The organism is Taylorella asinigenitalis ATCC 700933 (genome assembly GCF_000687755.1).
Lineage (GTDB): Bacteria > Pseudomonadota > Gammaproteobacteria > Burkholderiales > Burkholderiaceae_B > Taylorella > Taylorella asinigenitalis.
Genome location: NZ_JHXN01000001.1, coordinates 14,901 through 30,324, shown reverse-complemented (window position 1 = coordinate 30,324; position 15,424 = coordinate 14,901). Strand labels below are relative to the sequence as shown.

Here is a 15,424-nt window from a genome sequence, read left to right as displayed (position 1 = left end):
GACAAATTAAACGCCCCAAACCACGTATAAATTGGTTTGGGGCATATGTAACAAAATATTTGTTATTTGTTGAATCGAGTAGCAACAGCCTTCCAATCAACGATTTCCCAGAAACCTTTTAGGTAATTAGGGCGAGAATTGCGATGATCGATATAGTATGCGTGCTCCCATACATCACAGGTTAGTAATGGAGTACCTGAATCCTCAGAAATTGGGTTTTTAGCATTGCTAGTATTAACGATATCTAGTGAACCATCCTTAGCTTTAACAAGCCAAGTCCATCCAGAACCGAAATTACCCGTAGCATTCTTATTGAATTCCTCTTTAAAGGATTCAAATGAACCCCATTTTTTGTTGATAGCTTCAGCCAATTCACCATCAGGTTCTTTTTGACCGTCAGGAGAAAAGCCAAACCAATAGAAAGTATGATTCCACACTTGAGCAGCATTATTAAATACGCCACCTTCAGCTTTTTTAATGATTTCTTCTAAAGTTGAATCTGCAAATTTAGTACCTTCGATTTGTTTATTCAAATTGTCTACATAAGTTTTATGGTGTTTACCATAATGGTACTCAATAGTTTCAGCTGAAATATGTGGGCTAAGTGCATCTTTTGCATATGGCAATTCTGGTAGTTTATGTTCCATAATAATCTCCTTTTTGGAATACTCACTTCATTTTAATTCATATTCCCTTCAATTATTTTTCGAAATAGCTTCAGCTTGTAACTCAGAGTCCACAAATTCGATTTTTATTAAATCTCCTATCCCCACCTCATGGGCAGACTTTATTAATTTGCCTTCTGAATCATAGACAATTGAAAACCCTCTGCTGAGTACCCCTTTTGGATTGTATGCCTTTAAATTTGAAATTAATTGGGTGGCAATGTTCCTGCAAACCATCAATTTTTTTTCAAACTCAGAATTTAATTTTGTAAACACACTTTTTAATCTACTCATATGAATAGACCTATGTTTATCATGTAGTAACTGTAGCTGACTAACAAGGCCATTTAATTTTTCATTGTTCTGTGCATAAATTGAAGATGGGAATATTAACCCTGAAACAGCTAAAGCCAATCTTTTTGAAAAATCTCTTGTTTTTGTTTGTATTTCAAAATTCAAATCTTTTTGCAGGTCCTTTAATTGCGTTCTTTTTTGACTTTCAATTTTAGAGACACGCTCTATAAGTGACTGCTTTAGAGACAGAAGATTATGAGTTTGAATTTTTAGATAAATTTCTGGGGATACTAATTTTGCAGTAAGAATATCTAATTTTTGATACCGGTTATTAATTTGATTTTCCTTAAACTTATGTAAAGTATTAATTAAAGTACCAATATCATTAAAATATTGCATGGTCGACTGGCTAACAATTTCTGCAGCAGCCGTAGGGGTTGGTGCTCTATGATTAGCCACTAAATCTGAAATCGTGAAATCTACTTCGTGGCCAACGCCAGAGATAATAAATGTTTTTAATTCGGAAATAGTGCGTGCTAATTTTTCATCATTAAATGCCCATAAATCTTCAATACTTCCACCACCACGAACAAGCAAAATAGCTTCATGATTTTCTTGATCAGCCCTCAATAAAGCTGAAATCAATTTTTCAGGGGCCATCTCACCCTGCACTAAGCTTGGATAAATCGTTATATTTATATGGGGAGTTCTTCTCTTAAGAGTCGTTAATACATCGTGTAGGGCTGCTGCACCTAGAGATGATACAACTCCTACTGATCTAACAAATGGCAATGGCAGAGGTCTATCTTGTTTTTTATTAAAAACACCCTCAGAGTCAAGTTTTCTTTTTAAAGCCTCAAATTGTTCATACAACGAGCCCCTACCGTGTTCAGTTATTTTGCTAACTACAAGTTGCAAATCTCCCCTTGGGAAATAGATATTTGCCTCAGCATTGATTGAAACTTCAAGCCCATCTTTTGGGACAAAGTTAACGCCTCGTTTATGGAAATGGAACATTACGCATTTAACCAAAGCATCTGATTTATCCTTTAAGGAAAAATATGCATGGCCTGAAGAATAAACTTTAAATCCAGATAATTCTCCGACCACTAAAATATCCTTAAAATTATTTTTAAGAGATAAATTTAATTTATTAAGCAATTCGGATACCGTGATGGGCTCAAGCTGTTGGTTTTCAGGCATAATTGTTTCAAAATCCTCATTATATGGAGAAAAATACTGAAATTTACTATAGAAAATCTAAAAATTTTTTAATATTTATCCCAAATCAAATTTTTCGTAAACTCTAAAGGAAACTTCTATAAGTTAGGTCAAATTTGTATAATATGACTTTAAGAAATACTCATAACATATTGATTTTAAATATAATTTTTATTACAAGCAAATTGCACACTTTTTAATCATGACCACCTAGAGACTTACAAATACGTCATTAAGATGAGTTATCCACAGGATTTTCCACAAAAATTTTGGATAACTACATTTAGTAACAATTTGCTCCTTCCTTGTTTCAATTTCTAGTCATTAATATAAAATATTTCCTAAAGTATATAAATTTTCTCTACGATATGGGTGCAAATTTTCGCCTTAAGGTTGAATCTTTTCTATTAAAAAACTGGCAGGACAAAACATTTTTTTATTATGTTCTCCTTCCCTTTTCCTATGTTTATAAATTTATATCTAAAAGTAAAAAGATTACCCAAACACCCCATCAAAGTAAGATTCCAGTTATTGTAGTAGGAAATATTTTTATTGGTGGAACAGGAAAAAGTCCGATAACAAAAAGCATTGCCACCTACTTAAAGAACAAAGGTTTAAAAGTAGGAATTATAAGTAGAGGTTATGGGATTGATATCGACCCAAAAAAACCAAGATATGCATCACCTGAGAGCGATATCCAAAATCTTAATCTTTTTATTGGAGATGAGCCAAGTGAGCTCGCCTCGGTTGCTCCAATTGCCGTAGGTCCTGATCGCAATGCTGATATAGACAAATTACTAAATGAGAACCCAGATATCGACATAATAATTTCGGACGATGGGCTGCAAAACACTTCTCTATTTAGAGATTTAGAAATTATTGTTTTTGATGATCGGGGGGTGGGAAACGGTCAAGTACTTCCATCAGGTCCTCTTAGAGAACCAATAGAGAGAATTAAAAAAGCAGATTTTGTTGTTATAAATAGTGATAAACCTATTCAGATTCCTTATGCATTGCCATCTCAAATAGTTAACAGTAAGATGCTTATTTTGGATATAGAAAATTTGCGATATGGGGATACTTTTAATCCCGATATTGCTGATAGTCTTGAAAATCCAAAAATAGCTATGACAGGTATTGGTAATCCTCAAAAATTCTTTAATACTCTAATAAACGCGGGGATAAAGATTGATAAATTTATTCCTCTAAATGATCATTTTTCTTATGATATAAACTATCTAGACGACTTAGAAAAAGCTGTTTATTTTGTTACTTCTAAAGACGCTTCCAAAATTAGGCCTCTAATTAAAGATAAAAATCTTAAGGCTATGATTTATTGCGTTCACGTGGAACCTGAATTTGAACCAGCTGATTTTTTAGAAAGACTCTATAGTAAAGTTATTGAACTTAAGGATAAGAAATGAAATTTGAAAATCTCGTTTGCCCAGTCACAAAAACTCCACTTAGATACGATGAAAAAAGACAAGTATTGATTTCAGAAGAAGCAAAATTAGAATACCCTATTCGCGATGGAATTCCAGTATTGCTTCAAAATGAAGCTACCCCTATTAAGGAAGCTCAAGAGAAATAATGTTTCATATAATCATTCCCGCAAGACTTCAGTCTACACGTCTTCCACGTAAAATGCTGCTAGATTTAGGCGGTATCCCTATGATTGTTCGAACTGCTCAAAGGGCTATGCTTTCAAATCCTAGCTCTCTCACAGTTGCGACCGATAGCGAAGAAATTTTTAATATTTGTCAGTCATACAAAATTAATTGCCTAATGACTAGAGAGAGTCATAGTTCTGGTTCGGAGCGATTATCTGAGGCGGTAGAAAAATTAGGTTTTAGCGATTATGAAGTTGTGGTGAATGTTCAAGGCGATGAACCTTTTATTGATCCTGAAATTATCTCTAGTCTTGCGGATATATTAAATGAAAGCAACTATTGCTCCATAGCAACTTGCGGTACACCTTTTAGTGATGGATATGATTTTATTGACCCAAATAACGTTAAAGTTATCTTCAATAAAAACTTTGAGGCACTATATTTTTCAAGAGCCCCTATTCCATGGAATCGCTCAAAATGGGCGAATGTAGCATCTGTCACACCATATATATCTTCTAGTGCTTTACATCACATAGGCATATACGCCTATAAAGTAAGTTATCTGAAAGAATTTAAAACATTGGAACCAAGCGAATTAGAAACTGTAGAATCGCTTGAACAATTGAGAGCTTTGTATCATGGGCATAAAATCAAAGTGCTTGAGTGGCGGAAACATTGCCACAAAGGAATTGATACTGAAGAAGACCTTGAAAAGGCTCGACAAATAATTTGTAATTTATAATAATTCTCTTAAATTTAAATCAAGGTAGCATATGCGTCTAATACTTCTTGGACCGCCTGGAGCTGGAAAAGGCACTCAGGCCAACTTTATCAAAAATAAATACAATATCCCTCAAATCTCTACAGGAGATATGTTGAGAGCAGCCGTTAAAGCGGGTTCAGAGCTTGGTCTAAAAGTTAAATCTATTATGGAATCTGGTGGGCTTGTATCGGACGATATAATTATCAATCTTGTAAAAGAGCGTCTTACAGAAGATGATTGCAAAAAGGGTTATTTATTTGACGGCTTTCCACGCACTATTCCACAGGCCGAAGCTCTTAAAGAAGCTGGAGTTGACCTTGATTACATTATCGAGATTGATGTACCTCAAGATGAGATTATTGATCGCATGAGTGGGAGAAGAGTTCACCCAGCTAGTGGTCGTTCTTATCATATTAAATTTAATCCTCCAAAAGTTTCGGGAAAAGATGATGAAACTGGAGAGGATTTAATTCAACGGGACGACGATAAAGAAGAAACCGTGCGTAAAAGACTGCAAGTTTACGAAGATCAAACAAGACCACTTGTAGACTACTATTCAAAATGGGCTGAATCTGGTGATCCTAAAGCACCAAAATATATACAAATCAATGGTGTCGGAGATGTTGACTCAATTTCACAATTGATCGTAGACTCTCTATGAGTTTGCTCAAATCCGCTGTCACAATCTCAGGATTAACTTTCTTATCTCGAATTACTGGTCTAATTAGAGATATTCTTATTGCACGAACATTTGGTGCATCTGGTTTAACAGATGCCTTTTGGGTTGCTTTTCGCATACCTAACTTATTGAGGCGTTTATTTGCTGAAGGGGCGTTTTCTCAAGCTTTTGTACCAATCCTAGGTGAACAAAGGGCGAAATCTGATCATGGTACGGTTAAAGGGCTTATCGATAATGTAGCGATTATTTTGTTTTTAGCTCTTATCGTAACAAACATTGTGGGCATTATAGGTGCACCCATAGTTGTCTATTTAATCGCAAGTGGATTTCACGATGACCCCGTATTAATGAATGATGCGGTTTGGATGACACGAATCATGTTTCCATACATTGTTTGCATGTCACTTATTGCCCTAGCCTCTGGTGTTCTTAATACATGGAAGAAATTCGCAATTCCAGCTTTCACACCCGTATTACTTAATTTAAGCATGATTTTCTCATGCTTTTTCTTAATTCAATATTTCACGCCTCCCATCTATGCTTTGGCTGTAGGTGTGATGATTGGCGGTGTTGCACAGCTTTCAGTTCAGATGCTTGCTCTTGCGAAAATTGGCCTTTTTCCCGATATTAGAAAAAGTGCACGCAAGGCATGGAAAGATCCAAACGTACGCAGAATAATTCGTCTAATGGGGCCTGCGATTTTGGGTGTGTCTGTTGCTCAGATATCAATATTAATTAACACGAATATTGCTTCTTGGCTAACCCCAGGGAGTGTCTCTTGGTTATCGTTTGCAGACCGAATTATGGAATTTCCGACAGCTTTGCTTGGCGTTGCTCTTGGAACAGTATTATTACCGAGCCTAAGCGAAAGCATTGCCAAAGACGATAAGGAAAATTATGTGAGGCTCCTTAACTGGGGGTTGAAACTTACATTCTTGTTAGGCATTCCATGCATTGTAGGCATGTCTCTTCTTGGTGAAGGTCTTATTTCCACTATGTTTAACTATGGGGCTTTCGGATTTGATGATGTACGCATGACTAAATATGCTGTTACTGCTTACGCCGTCGGTTTGCTAGGAATACTTTGCGTGAAAATATTAGCTCCTGGCTATTATGCTCAACAAAACATTAAAACGCCCGTAAAAGTGGCTGTAGTTGTGCTTATAGCTACGCAAATATTTAATTTGTTTTTCGTCCCTATTTTTGACCATGCTGGTTTAGCCCTCTCCATTGGTCTTGGTGCAATATGCAATTCAACTTTGCTTTATATTGGACTACGTCGTCAGTTTCCTATTCATGTTAAGGGGATTTGGCCTAGATTTTTCTTGCGCGTCACACCTGCAGTTATTCTTTTATCCTTATGGCTTTGGTTTGCTGATACCAATGTTGACTGGACCATGCAATCTACTGAGGGATGGAATTACTATATAGCTCTAAAACTTAATACTCTATTTGGATTAGATCTGGATTTTAGAAACAATGCTCACATATTAGGTAGAGCTATTGTTCTTGGATTTATCATACTTGTAAGTATGGTGATATATTTTGTAGCTCTCTACTCATGTGGGTTTAAAATCAAAAATCTTAATAAAAACAACGCTTAACTGTTGCTTATTGAGCAAATTTACTTGAATCGCTTTTTCAAACTTATTAAAATAATAGTCTTTTATTAGAAATTTTAAGATAAGGTTAAGGATAAATCTTTATATGGCAAATACAAGTCAAGCTCGTAAGCGCGCACGTCAAGCAGTTGCTTTAAATAAGCATAACTCTAGTCTTCGTTCATTACTTCGCACATCTATCAAACGAGTGCGTCAAGCTATCGAAGCGGGCGATAAGGAAAAAGCTAACGAGGCTTTAAGCAGTGCTACAAGCGTAATAGACCGTGTAGCGGATAAAAAAATCATTCATAAAAACAAAGCTGCTCGTCACAAAAGCCGCCTTTCAGCTGCTATTAAAGCTCTAAATTAATTCTTATCTTTTATAAGATTTTGATGCCATAAAAAAGCACTACTTAAAGTAGTGCTTTTTCTGTTTATGTCTATTCAGTAGGTCTATCTTTTAAATCACAGGAATTATCCATAAGTTCCGTCTGAAGATTATTATCTGCAGCAAAATCATTTACGAACTTCCACCCCTTAGGCTCAAGGGTTTTAAGTCTAGTATCTACAATAACGCACTTATTTCCGTTGATTATATTAGGCACAACATAAGGTGAATAACATAAGTGACCGCCTCTAAAACCTTTAGGTTTGAAATGAGCCATAACCCCTGCTAATCTTTCAGCCCAATCACTTGGTCTAAACTTTTGACCACTCTTTGTTAAACCATAAATTATTAAATGTTGCATCTTAAAGTATAGTTGCGATGATGTAGTGAATATTTTAACTTATACTAAACAAAATAAAATCATTAGCTATAATTTAAAATTAGTTTCAAAAATTTACCCATGAACCAGATTAGCAAACCCATTGCCAAAAGGCATTTTCTTCAATTAAAAGATTTTACAACTGAAGAAATTTTATACATTTTAGACAGAGCAATAATTCTTAAAAAGAAATTCAAAAATTACGAACCTCACACTCCCTTACTTGATCGTACTCTTGCAATGGTATTTGAAAAAGCTAGCACAAGAACGCGAGTTTCATTTGAAGCTGGTATGTATCAAATGGGTGGTTTTGTAATTAATCTTACCTCTAGTGACTCTCAACTTGGTCGCTCGGAACCTATTGAAGATACGGCTAGGGTTGTATCGCGAATGGTCGATATAGTCATGATTAGAACTTTCGAGCAGACTCGATTAGAAAAATTTGCTGAACATTCTCGTGTTCCTGTAATTAATGGCTTAACAAACGAATATCATCCATGTCAAATTCTCGCTGATCTACTTACTTTTATTGAGTATCGTGGCCCTATTCAAGGCAAAACAGTTACATGGATTGGGGACGAAAACAATATGTCTTATACATGGATTCAAGCCGCTGAATTACTTGATTTCACACTTCATTTCAGTGCTCCAAAGGATTACCAATTAAAACCTGAACGAATTGCAGGTGTTTCTGATAAACACCTAAAGGTTTTCGATGATCCTATGGAAGCTGCACATAACTCTGGTTTAATTACTACCGATGTTTGGACTAGTATGGGTTATGAAGAGGAAAATGCTAAACGCAAAACTGCTTTTGAAAAATGGCAAGTCAACGAAGAAATGATGAAAGTAGCTAATAGTGATGCGTTGTTTATGCATTGCCTCCCAGCACATCGTGGAGAGGAAGTGACGGCTGGAGTTATCGATGGGCCTCAAAGTGTAGTTTGGGATGAGGCTGAGAACCGCATGCACGTTCAAAAGGCGGTTATGGAATTTTTATTAACAGGTAAGCAATAAAAAATGAGTGATATTAAAAAAGTTGTACTCGCCTATTCAGGTGGCTTGGATACTTCAGTAATTTTGAAGTGGCTGCAGGATACATATAATTGTGAAGTTATCACCTTCACAGCCGATATAGGGCAAGGTGAAGAGCTTGAGCCAGCTAGAGCAAAAGCACTTAAATTTGGTATTAAACCAGAGCATATTTTTATCGATGATCTTAAAGAGGAATTCGTACGTGATTTCGTTTTTCCAATGTTTAGAGCGAATACTGTATATGAAGGGGAATATCTTTTAGGAACCTCGATTGCACGCCCTCTCATTGCCAAAAGGCAAATAGAAATCGCAAAAGAAGTTTCAGCTGATGCAGTATCTCACGGAGCTACAGGTAAAGGAAATGACCAAGTGCGATTTGAACTAGGGTATTACGCACTTAATCCAGAGATTAAGGTTATAGCTCCATGGCGTGAATGGGATTTGCTTTCACGCGAAAAATTACTAGCTTATGCGGAGAAAGCTGGTATTGAAATTGATATGAAGCACAAACAAGGTGGGGCACCATATTCTATGGACGCAAACCTACTTCATATAAGCTACGAGGGTCGTCATTTAGAGAATCCCGAAGCGGAGGCAGAGGCGTCTATGTGGCGTTGGACTGTGTCCCCAGAGGAAGCTCCTGATGAAGCTGAATACCTTGACTTAGAATATAAAAACGGTGATATCGTGGCTTTAAATGGTAAACAAATGTCTCCAGCTGCTGTACTAACAGAGCTTAATCGTCTAGGGTCTAAACATGGTATCGGTCGACTAGATTTAGTAGAAAATCGTTATGTAGGTATGAAATCTAGGGGTTGTTATGAAACCCCAGGCGGAACAATTATGCTAAAAGCTCATAGAGCAATTGAATCCATTACTTTAGATCGGGAAGTGGCACATCTTAAAGATGACCTAATGCCACGATATGCAAGCATGATATATAACGGTTACTGGTGGTCTCCTGAACGCAAAGCTCTTCAGGTATTAATAGACCATACACAGAAAAACGTAAATGGTGTCGTAAGGCTTAAGTTATATAAGGGAAATGTAATAGTAGTATCTCGTGATTCATCAACTGATAGCTTATTCGATAAGACAATTGCTACTTTCGATGATGACGGTGGAGCCTATAACCAAGCTGATGCTGAAGGATTTATTAAGCTTAATGCATTAAGAATGCGTATCGGAGCTAAAGCAAAAAGATAATAGATTTCTTCATTAAGCCTAAAAGAAAAATCCCACTTATATAGTGGGATTTTTACTAATCATCCATAGGAGGTTATGAGTAGATGAAACTTTTAACTGTATCTTGGTGGGTGCTACAGGGGTCGAACCTGTGACCTACGCCTTGTAAGGGCGCCGCTCTACCAACTGAGCTAAGCACCCAAGATATCTAAAAGATAAGAAATTATTATATTTAGTTTTTATTTCAATCTCAAGATTTTCAATGTAATATTTTTTATTTCGTAGTGAATTTCAAACAACTACCAACCACCACCAAGTGCCTTATAGAGACGAAGCAAGTTTTCAGCCTCTGCTAATGAGGATTGTAAAACCTTCTCTTTAAATTGATTGGCCTCAATTTTTGATTGCAATACAGCATCCAAAGTTTTATTTCCAAGCTTATACATTTGATTTAATTGATAAGTTTTCCTGTTGTGAGTACCTACGGACGCGGACAGAAATTTGTTTTGCTCTTTAAGGGCAAACTGGGCCTGATAAACTGAATCTACCTCATTGAGAGCCTCTAGGACCTTCTTGTCGTACTCAAGCACAGCTTGTTTAAGCTTGGCGTCCTTAGCTTCTATATTGCGTTCAATGCGGCCATTTGTAAATATAGGCAATGAAACACCAACACTAATCAATCCACCTAATGCCGAAGGATTAGCTAAATAATCTGAGTTAATTTCAATCCTACCATTATGTCCCAGAAAGCGAATACTCACTCTAGGATATAGATCAGCTTTTGCACTAGCAACTTGTGCGGCCCTAGCTTTGATATTAAGCAATGCCGCCCTCAAATCTGGTCGTCGCTCTAAAACATTAATAGGGTACTGACCTGATGGCGGCGTTGGAATATTATTAAATATATTACGTTTAGAGTCCGCAATTGCAAAACCTTGAGGTTTCTTTCCCAATAAAACAGCAATAGCTCTTAAATGTCTATCCCTTTGAGCTGGCAATGTTTTCGTTTGTGCTCTAAATGCTTGAATTTTAGAATCTAAATCAGTAAGTAACTCAATTCCTACATGACCAACATCGAATCTCCCTTTTAGATAGCGACGCATCTCCCTCATGCTCGCAAGAATTTGATTCGAAATCACAATTCTTCTTTGGTTGTATCTGTAGTAAATGTAATTAAGAGCAATATCACTACTGGTTAATAAATAGGCCCCATGCACTCCTTCTTCTTGAGCATATGCCCCATATTCAGCAGCTTGAGCATCACTCGCTTTAGCTCCAAAAAAATCAGGCTCCCAAGATGCGGCAGCTCCCACAAAACCAATCGTGCCTGAAGTATCAAAATTATGTGAAGCAGGTATATGGAATTTTGTTAAAGTTGGCTCAAGAGGGTTCGCGAGAGTCGTAGATTGAATACCACCATTAGCCATTAATCCAAAAGTGGGTCCCCTATTTGCCTCAGCTAAATTTGCTGTCGCCCTGGATTCTAATAATTTCGCACGTGCGATGGCAATATCATAATTCGATCTCAATCCATCTTCTATTAAACTTGTAAGAATAGGGTCATTCCAAGATAACCACCACTTTTCTAGATCCACAATAGCAGTAGCTTTCTTTGTCTGCTCAAATTCATGGCCTATCAAATCCACATTCGATTCAGGTATATCAACCTTAATCGGTGCACATGCTGCTAAAACGCACAAAGAGAGTATTGATAATTTTCTTGAAATTTTAAGCATATAGATTAACCCTGCCTAGCAAGCATAGAGCGAAATTTAGATAAAGCAAAAATAAAAAATGAAGTTCCCATAATTGTAAGAATAACAATCTGCGGCCACACAATATCAATTCCAGCATCTCTAAAAAGTACGGCTTGAGAAAAAATACTAAATTGCGTAACTGGAGATAAATGTGATACTTTTTGAATTATAGGCGACATACTCTCAAGAGGTGTCTCAAGACCTGATAACAATCTACTTACAATATAAATTGGTATACAAAGCAAACCAAATTGTGGCAATGTTGGAGCCAATGTCGATAGCCATAATGCTAGAGAGGCCATCGTATACACATATACAATAAGTCCAACAAAAAATAGTGGCACACTTCCATTAATAGGAACCTCCAGAAGTAAATGCACCACAAAAAACATAGATAACATAGCGGCAATCATAATCATACCGCCATTAGTGATAATCTTAGATAAAGCAATTTCACTAGCTTTTACAGGCATCACAAGCAAATGTTCTATTGTTCCGTGCTCCCTTTCCCTAATAATAGCCGCTCCCACCAGAATCATAACTAGTAAAGTAACATTTCCTAAAACTTGTGTTACACCGATAAACCAAACTGTATCCTGATTCTGATTGAAAAGCGTGTGGATTACAGGTTCAAAAAACGGATTCATAACAGAGGTGTCTACGTTTAAAAAATCCAAAATTTCATTTGTAATAATTCTTTGAACATATACCCCACCTAAGCCTGCAACTGTAGCAGCCGTAGCATCAATCAAAACCTGGATTTGAGGTTTACTTCCAGCTAAAAGATCCTTTTGGAAATTAGGAGGAATATCTACTACGAATACAAACTTGCCTTGGTCCATAAGTGCATCCCTTTCGGAATATGATATGACCTTGGACTGCTTAAATTGCGGTGCTAAAAAGGCGTCTCGAATTTTATAAGATAAACTAGAATGATCATTATCTATGACGGCAATGGATGCGTTTTTTACTTCTGTAGTAACACCCTTAGATACGGAATAAACTGCCACAGTGAACACTACAATAACCAACCCAACTAGCGGTATGTCGCTAATTACACTCTTTATCTCTTTAAGTATTAAATACCATATATTTTTAAAAGACATCTATTTCTCCTGCTTTTTGAGAAACAGACTAGCAACTGTTAAATAAACAGTGGTGAATCCTATCAGAGCTAGATACGGTAATATGAAATGGGAAAAACTTAATCCTTTTGTAAATGCACCAATACTGATAAGTTGATACCATGAGGTCGGGAATGCACGTGCAACTATAGCTGCAAACCCCGTTAAATTAGAAACTGGAAATAAAAGTCCCGAATAGTTTAAAGATGGTATTAGACCCAATATCGCAGTTGCAAATATAGCTGCAACTTGAGATGACATAAAGCAAGATACCAAAAGACCAAATGAAGTAGAAGCAAAAATCATAAGTAGAGCACCCAATGCCATAGCAAATAGATTACCTCTGATAGGAACGCCTAAAACAAAATAAGCAAGTGCTACCATAACAAAAAAACTTACAAAAGAAACGGCAACATAAGGCAACTGCTTTCCTATTAAAAATTCAAGTTTGCTTGCAGGCGATCCGTATAAATTCATGATTGAGCCAATTTCTTTCTCACGCACAACACCTAATGCAGTCATAACTGCAGGAACCATCATAAGGGCCATCATAATCATGCCAGGTGTGATGGAATAGATACTCTTAAAGTCCTGATTGTAAACATATCGAGGCTCAATATTAAATGGCAATGAAAGATCAATGGGCAGTGTCGATAATCGCTCCTGTACATAATCATTTAGAATGCCTTCAATATAACCACGAATATTACTAGCAAAAAATGGGACGGCCCCGTCGATAACAAAATTAATCTCTGGCCGCTCACCTCTTAAAACTTGCTGCCCAAATCCTTCTGATATATTAATAACCAGACGTGCCTTCCCTGCCTTAATAACTTCCTGAACTTGCGATATATCGGAAATTTCAGGGATATTTATAAAATATGGAGAGCCTTCAAAACGCTCCACTAATGCTCTACTCTCTGTAGTTCTATCCTGATCAAGAACAGAAAATTTAATATCATGAATATCAAAAGAGATACCAAGTGAAGCTCCTACCATCAAGAAAATTGGTCCAAAGACTGCAAAGAAAAGTCGAATCTTATCGCGCAATAGTTCCTTACCTTCTCTTATTGCAAATGTTTGTATTAATGATAAGGCTCCAAAAGGATTGAATGATTTTTTTGGCTTATCTGGTGCCGTAATCATCTCAAACTCTTCTGAATGAGCAACTGAATCTTTTTCGTTAGAAGCCTGAGCTTCAATCAAATATTGAATAAATGCTTGCTCAAGATTCTCCGCACCCTTAGAATCAATAAGCTCTTGGGGAGTCCCCATAGCAAGCACCTCGCCTTGATTCATAAGCGATATCCTGTCGCATCTTTCTGCTTCATTCATAAAATGGGTAGAAACGAAAATAGTCATCTGCTTATCACGAGACAGATGTATAAGTTGCTCCCAAAACATATCTCTTGCGGCAGGATCCACTCCCGACGTAGGTTCATCCAATATAAGCACATCAGGTGAGTGTAATATAGCGGCCGCCAATTGTAATCTCTGTCTAATACCTAACGGCAAATCTGATGGTTTTGTATTAGCTACTTCACTAAGCTGATAGTCACGCAATGCCTGCTCGATGGCTTTTTTACCCTCTTTTGAACCCATCTCATATAATCTTGCATGTAAAAGTAAATTTTCGTGTACAGTTAACTCTTCATATAAAGAGAAGGATTGAGACATATATCCCACTCTTTTACGTGTAGAAATATCATTTGGATCAATTTCATGACCCAACAGATAAGCCGTGCCGCTTGTAGGCTCCACTAAGCCCGTGAGCATCTTCATCGTTGTGGATTTCCCGCATCCATTAGCCCCTAAGAAGCCAAATATCTCTCCCTTGTGAATTTCAAAATCTACATCATTTACAGCAGTGAAATTTCCGAATTTTTTGGTTAAATCCTTCGCCTCCATCACTAGAGGCTCGTTTGGATCAATCTGAAGAGGTGATTTTTGAATAAGGTCTGGATTAGTTTGTTTTTCTGGTGGCAATAAACTTATATACTTCTCTTCTAAAGTACTATAACCCCCATCAGCTAATACATCTGCAGTTTTTTCTGCTACAAGTACTTGTCCATCGTCCATGGCCACCAAATATTCAAATTGTTCTGCTTCATCAATGTAAGCCGTAGATACTAATACGGTCATATCTCCTGAGTTAGATCGAATATTCTCAACCAATTCCCAGAATTGCTGCCTCGATAGAGGATCAACTCCAGTAGTTGGCTCATCTAAAACAAGCAATTTTGGAGAATGCACAAGTGCACAACATAAACTTAACTTTTGCTTCATCCCACCAGATAGCTTACCTGCTGGTCTATCTGAAAATGATGCAAGGTTAGTAGCCTGCATAAGTTGCACAATTCTTTGATGTTTGTATTTTCCACGCAAGCCATACAATCTTGCATGAAAATCTATGTTTTCATAAATGGATAGGGTTGGATATAAATTATGCCCTAGACCTTGGGGCATAAAAGCTATATCGTGTGAAAGCTCGTCTCGTACAGAGCCCTTTGAAATATCACGACCTAAAACTTGCGCGCATCCATTTTGGATTTTCTTTACGCCTACTATCAGACCCAATAAAGTAGATTTACCCACTCCATCAGGGCCAATCAAACCTATTGTGCAGTTTGATGGTAAGTCAAGGTCTATGCCTCGCAGTGCCTTAGTTTTCCCGTAATTATGGACTAAGTTTCTAATCGAGACAGAAAATTCCATTAGTCTCG

At 36.9% G+C, this 15,424-nt stretch carries 14 protein-coding genes and 1 tRNA gene; 8 read left to right on the top strand and 7 right to left on the bottom strand.

The window, feature by feature from the left end; translation table 11 throughout:
- Positions 1-62: 62 nt before the first annotated feature.
- On the bottom strand, positions 63-647 hold the full coding sequence (locus T432_RS0100160; RefSeq protein WP_028883673.1) for a superoxide dismutase: 585 nt from the start codon (positions 645-647) through the stop codon (positions 63-65).
- A gap of 48 nt (positions 648-695) precedes the next feature.
- Positions 696-2,162 (bottom strand): exodeoxyribonuclease VII large subunit, encoded by a 1,467-nt coding sequence (gene xseA, locus T432_RS0100155; RefSeq protein WP_028883672.1) that lies wholly within the window; start codon positions 2,160-2,162, stop codon positions 696-698.
- A gap of 386 nt (positions 2,163-2,548) precedes the next feature.
- On the opposite strand from xseA, the gene lpxK reads away from it, so the two are divergent.
- The 6 genes from lpxK to rpsT all read left to right on the top strand — a co-directional run bounded on the left by lpxK (position 2,549) and on the right by rpsT (position 7,203).
- A complete protein-coding gene (lpxK, locus tag T432_RS0100150) occupies positions 2,549-3,604 on the top strand; it encodes a tetraacyldisaccharide 4'-kinase (protein WP_028883671.1) in 1,056 nt (351 codons plus the stop codon).
- A complete protein-coding gene (locus tag T432_RS08240; RefSeq protein ID WP_081799282.1) occupies positions 3,601-3,771 on the top strand; it encodes a Trm112 family protein in 171 nt (56 codons plus the stop codon). Before lpxK ends, T432_RS08240 begins: the two co-directional genes overlap by 4 nt.
- Entirely contained in the window at positions 3,771-4,532 is a 762-nt protein-coding gene (gene kdsB / locus T432_RS0100140; RefSeq protein ID WP_028883670.1) for a 3-deoxy-manno-octulosonate cytidylyltransferase, read from the top strand. Before T432_RS08240 ends, kdsB begins: the two co-directional genes overlap by 1 nt.
- A gap of 31 nt (positions 4,533-4,563) precedes the next feature.
- Positions 4,564-5,214 carry an adenylate kinase gene (adk, locus tag T432_RS0100135; RefSeq protein ID WP_028883669.1) on the top strand — a complete coding sequence of 217 codons (651 nt, stop codon included), beginning with the start codon at positions 4,564-4,566 and terminating at the stop codon, positions 5,212-5,214.
- The gene (murJ, locus tag T432_RS0100130) at positions 5,211-6,836 is read left to right on the top strand and encodes a murein biosynthesis integral membrane protein MurJ (protein ID WP_028883668.1); all 1,626 of its coding nucleotides are present in this window, start codon (positions 5,211-5,213) and stop codon (positions 6,834-6,836) included. The genes adk and murJ overlap by 4 nt, the downstream gene beginning before the upstream one ends.
- A 103-nt stretch (positions 6,837-6,939) precedes the next feature.
- Positions 6,940-7,203, top strand: coding sequence for a 30S ribosomal protein S20 (rpsT, locus tag T432_RS0100125; protein ID WP_014111587.1), 264 nt, complete (start codon positions 6,940-6,942; stop codon positions 7,201-7,203).
- A gap of 70 nt (positions 7,204-7,273) precedes the next feature.
- On the opposite strand, the gene T432_RS0100120 is transcribed toward rpsT, so the two are convergent.
- A complete protein-coding gene (locus T432_RS0100120) occupies positions 7,274-7,582 on the bottom strand; it encodes a DUF3579 domain-containing protein (protein WP_015551126.1) in 309 nt (102 codons plus the stop codon).
- A gap of 99 nt (positions 7,583-7,681) precedes the next feature.
- Between T432_RS0100120 and argF the strand changes: the two genes are divergently transcribed.
- Positions 7,682-8,617, top strand: coding sequence for an ornithine carbamoyltransferase (argF, locus tag T432_RS0100115; RefSeq protein ID WP_028883667.1), 936 nt, complete (start codon positions 7,682-7,684; stop codon positions 8,615-8,617).
- Between the two features lie 3 nt (positions 8,618-8,620).
- On the top strand, positions 8,621-9,841 hold the full coding sequence (locus T432_RS0100110) for an argininosuccinate synthase (protein WP_028883666.1): 1,221 nt from the start codon (positions 8,621-8,623) through the stop codon (positions 9,839-9,841).
- A gap of 104 nt (positions 9,842-9,945) precedes the next feature.
- Here T432_RS0100110 and T432_RS0100105 read toward each other — a convergent pair.
- From T432_RS0100105 to rbbA, 4 genes are all read right to left on the bottom strand, one after another.
- Positions 9,946-10,021: transfer RNA gene (locus tag T432_RS0100105), tRNA-Val, on the bottom strand.
- Between the two features lie 98 nt (positions 10,022-10,119).
- Positions 10,120-11,556, bottom strand: coding sequence for an efflux transporter outer membrane subunit (locus T432_RS0100100; protein ID WP_028883665.1), 1,437 nt, complete (start codon positions 11,554-11,556; stop codon positions 10,120-10,122).
- Between the two features lie 5 nt (positions 11,557-11,561).
- Positions 11,562-12,683, bottom strand: coding sequence for an ABC transporter permease (locus tag T432_RS0100095; protein WP_028883664.1), 1,122 nt, complete (start codon positions 12,681-12,683; stop codon positions 11,562-11,564).
- Positions 12,684-15,416 carry a ribosome-associated ATPase/putative transporter RbbA gene (rbbA, locus tag T432_RS0100090; protein WP_028883663.1) on the bottom strand — a complete coding sequence of 911 codons (2,733 nt, stop codon included), beginning with the start codon at positions 15,414-15,416 and terminating at the stop codon, positions 12,684-12,686.
- Positions 15,417-15,424: the final 8 nt, after the last annotated feature.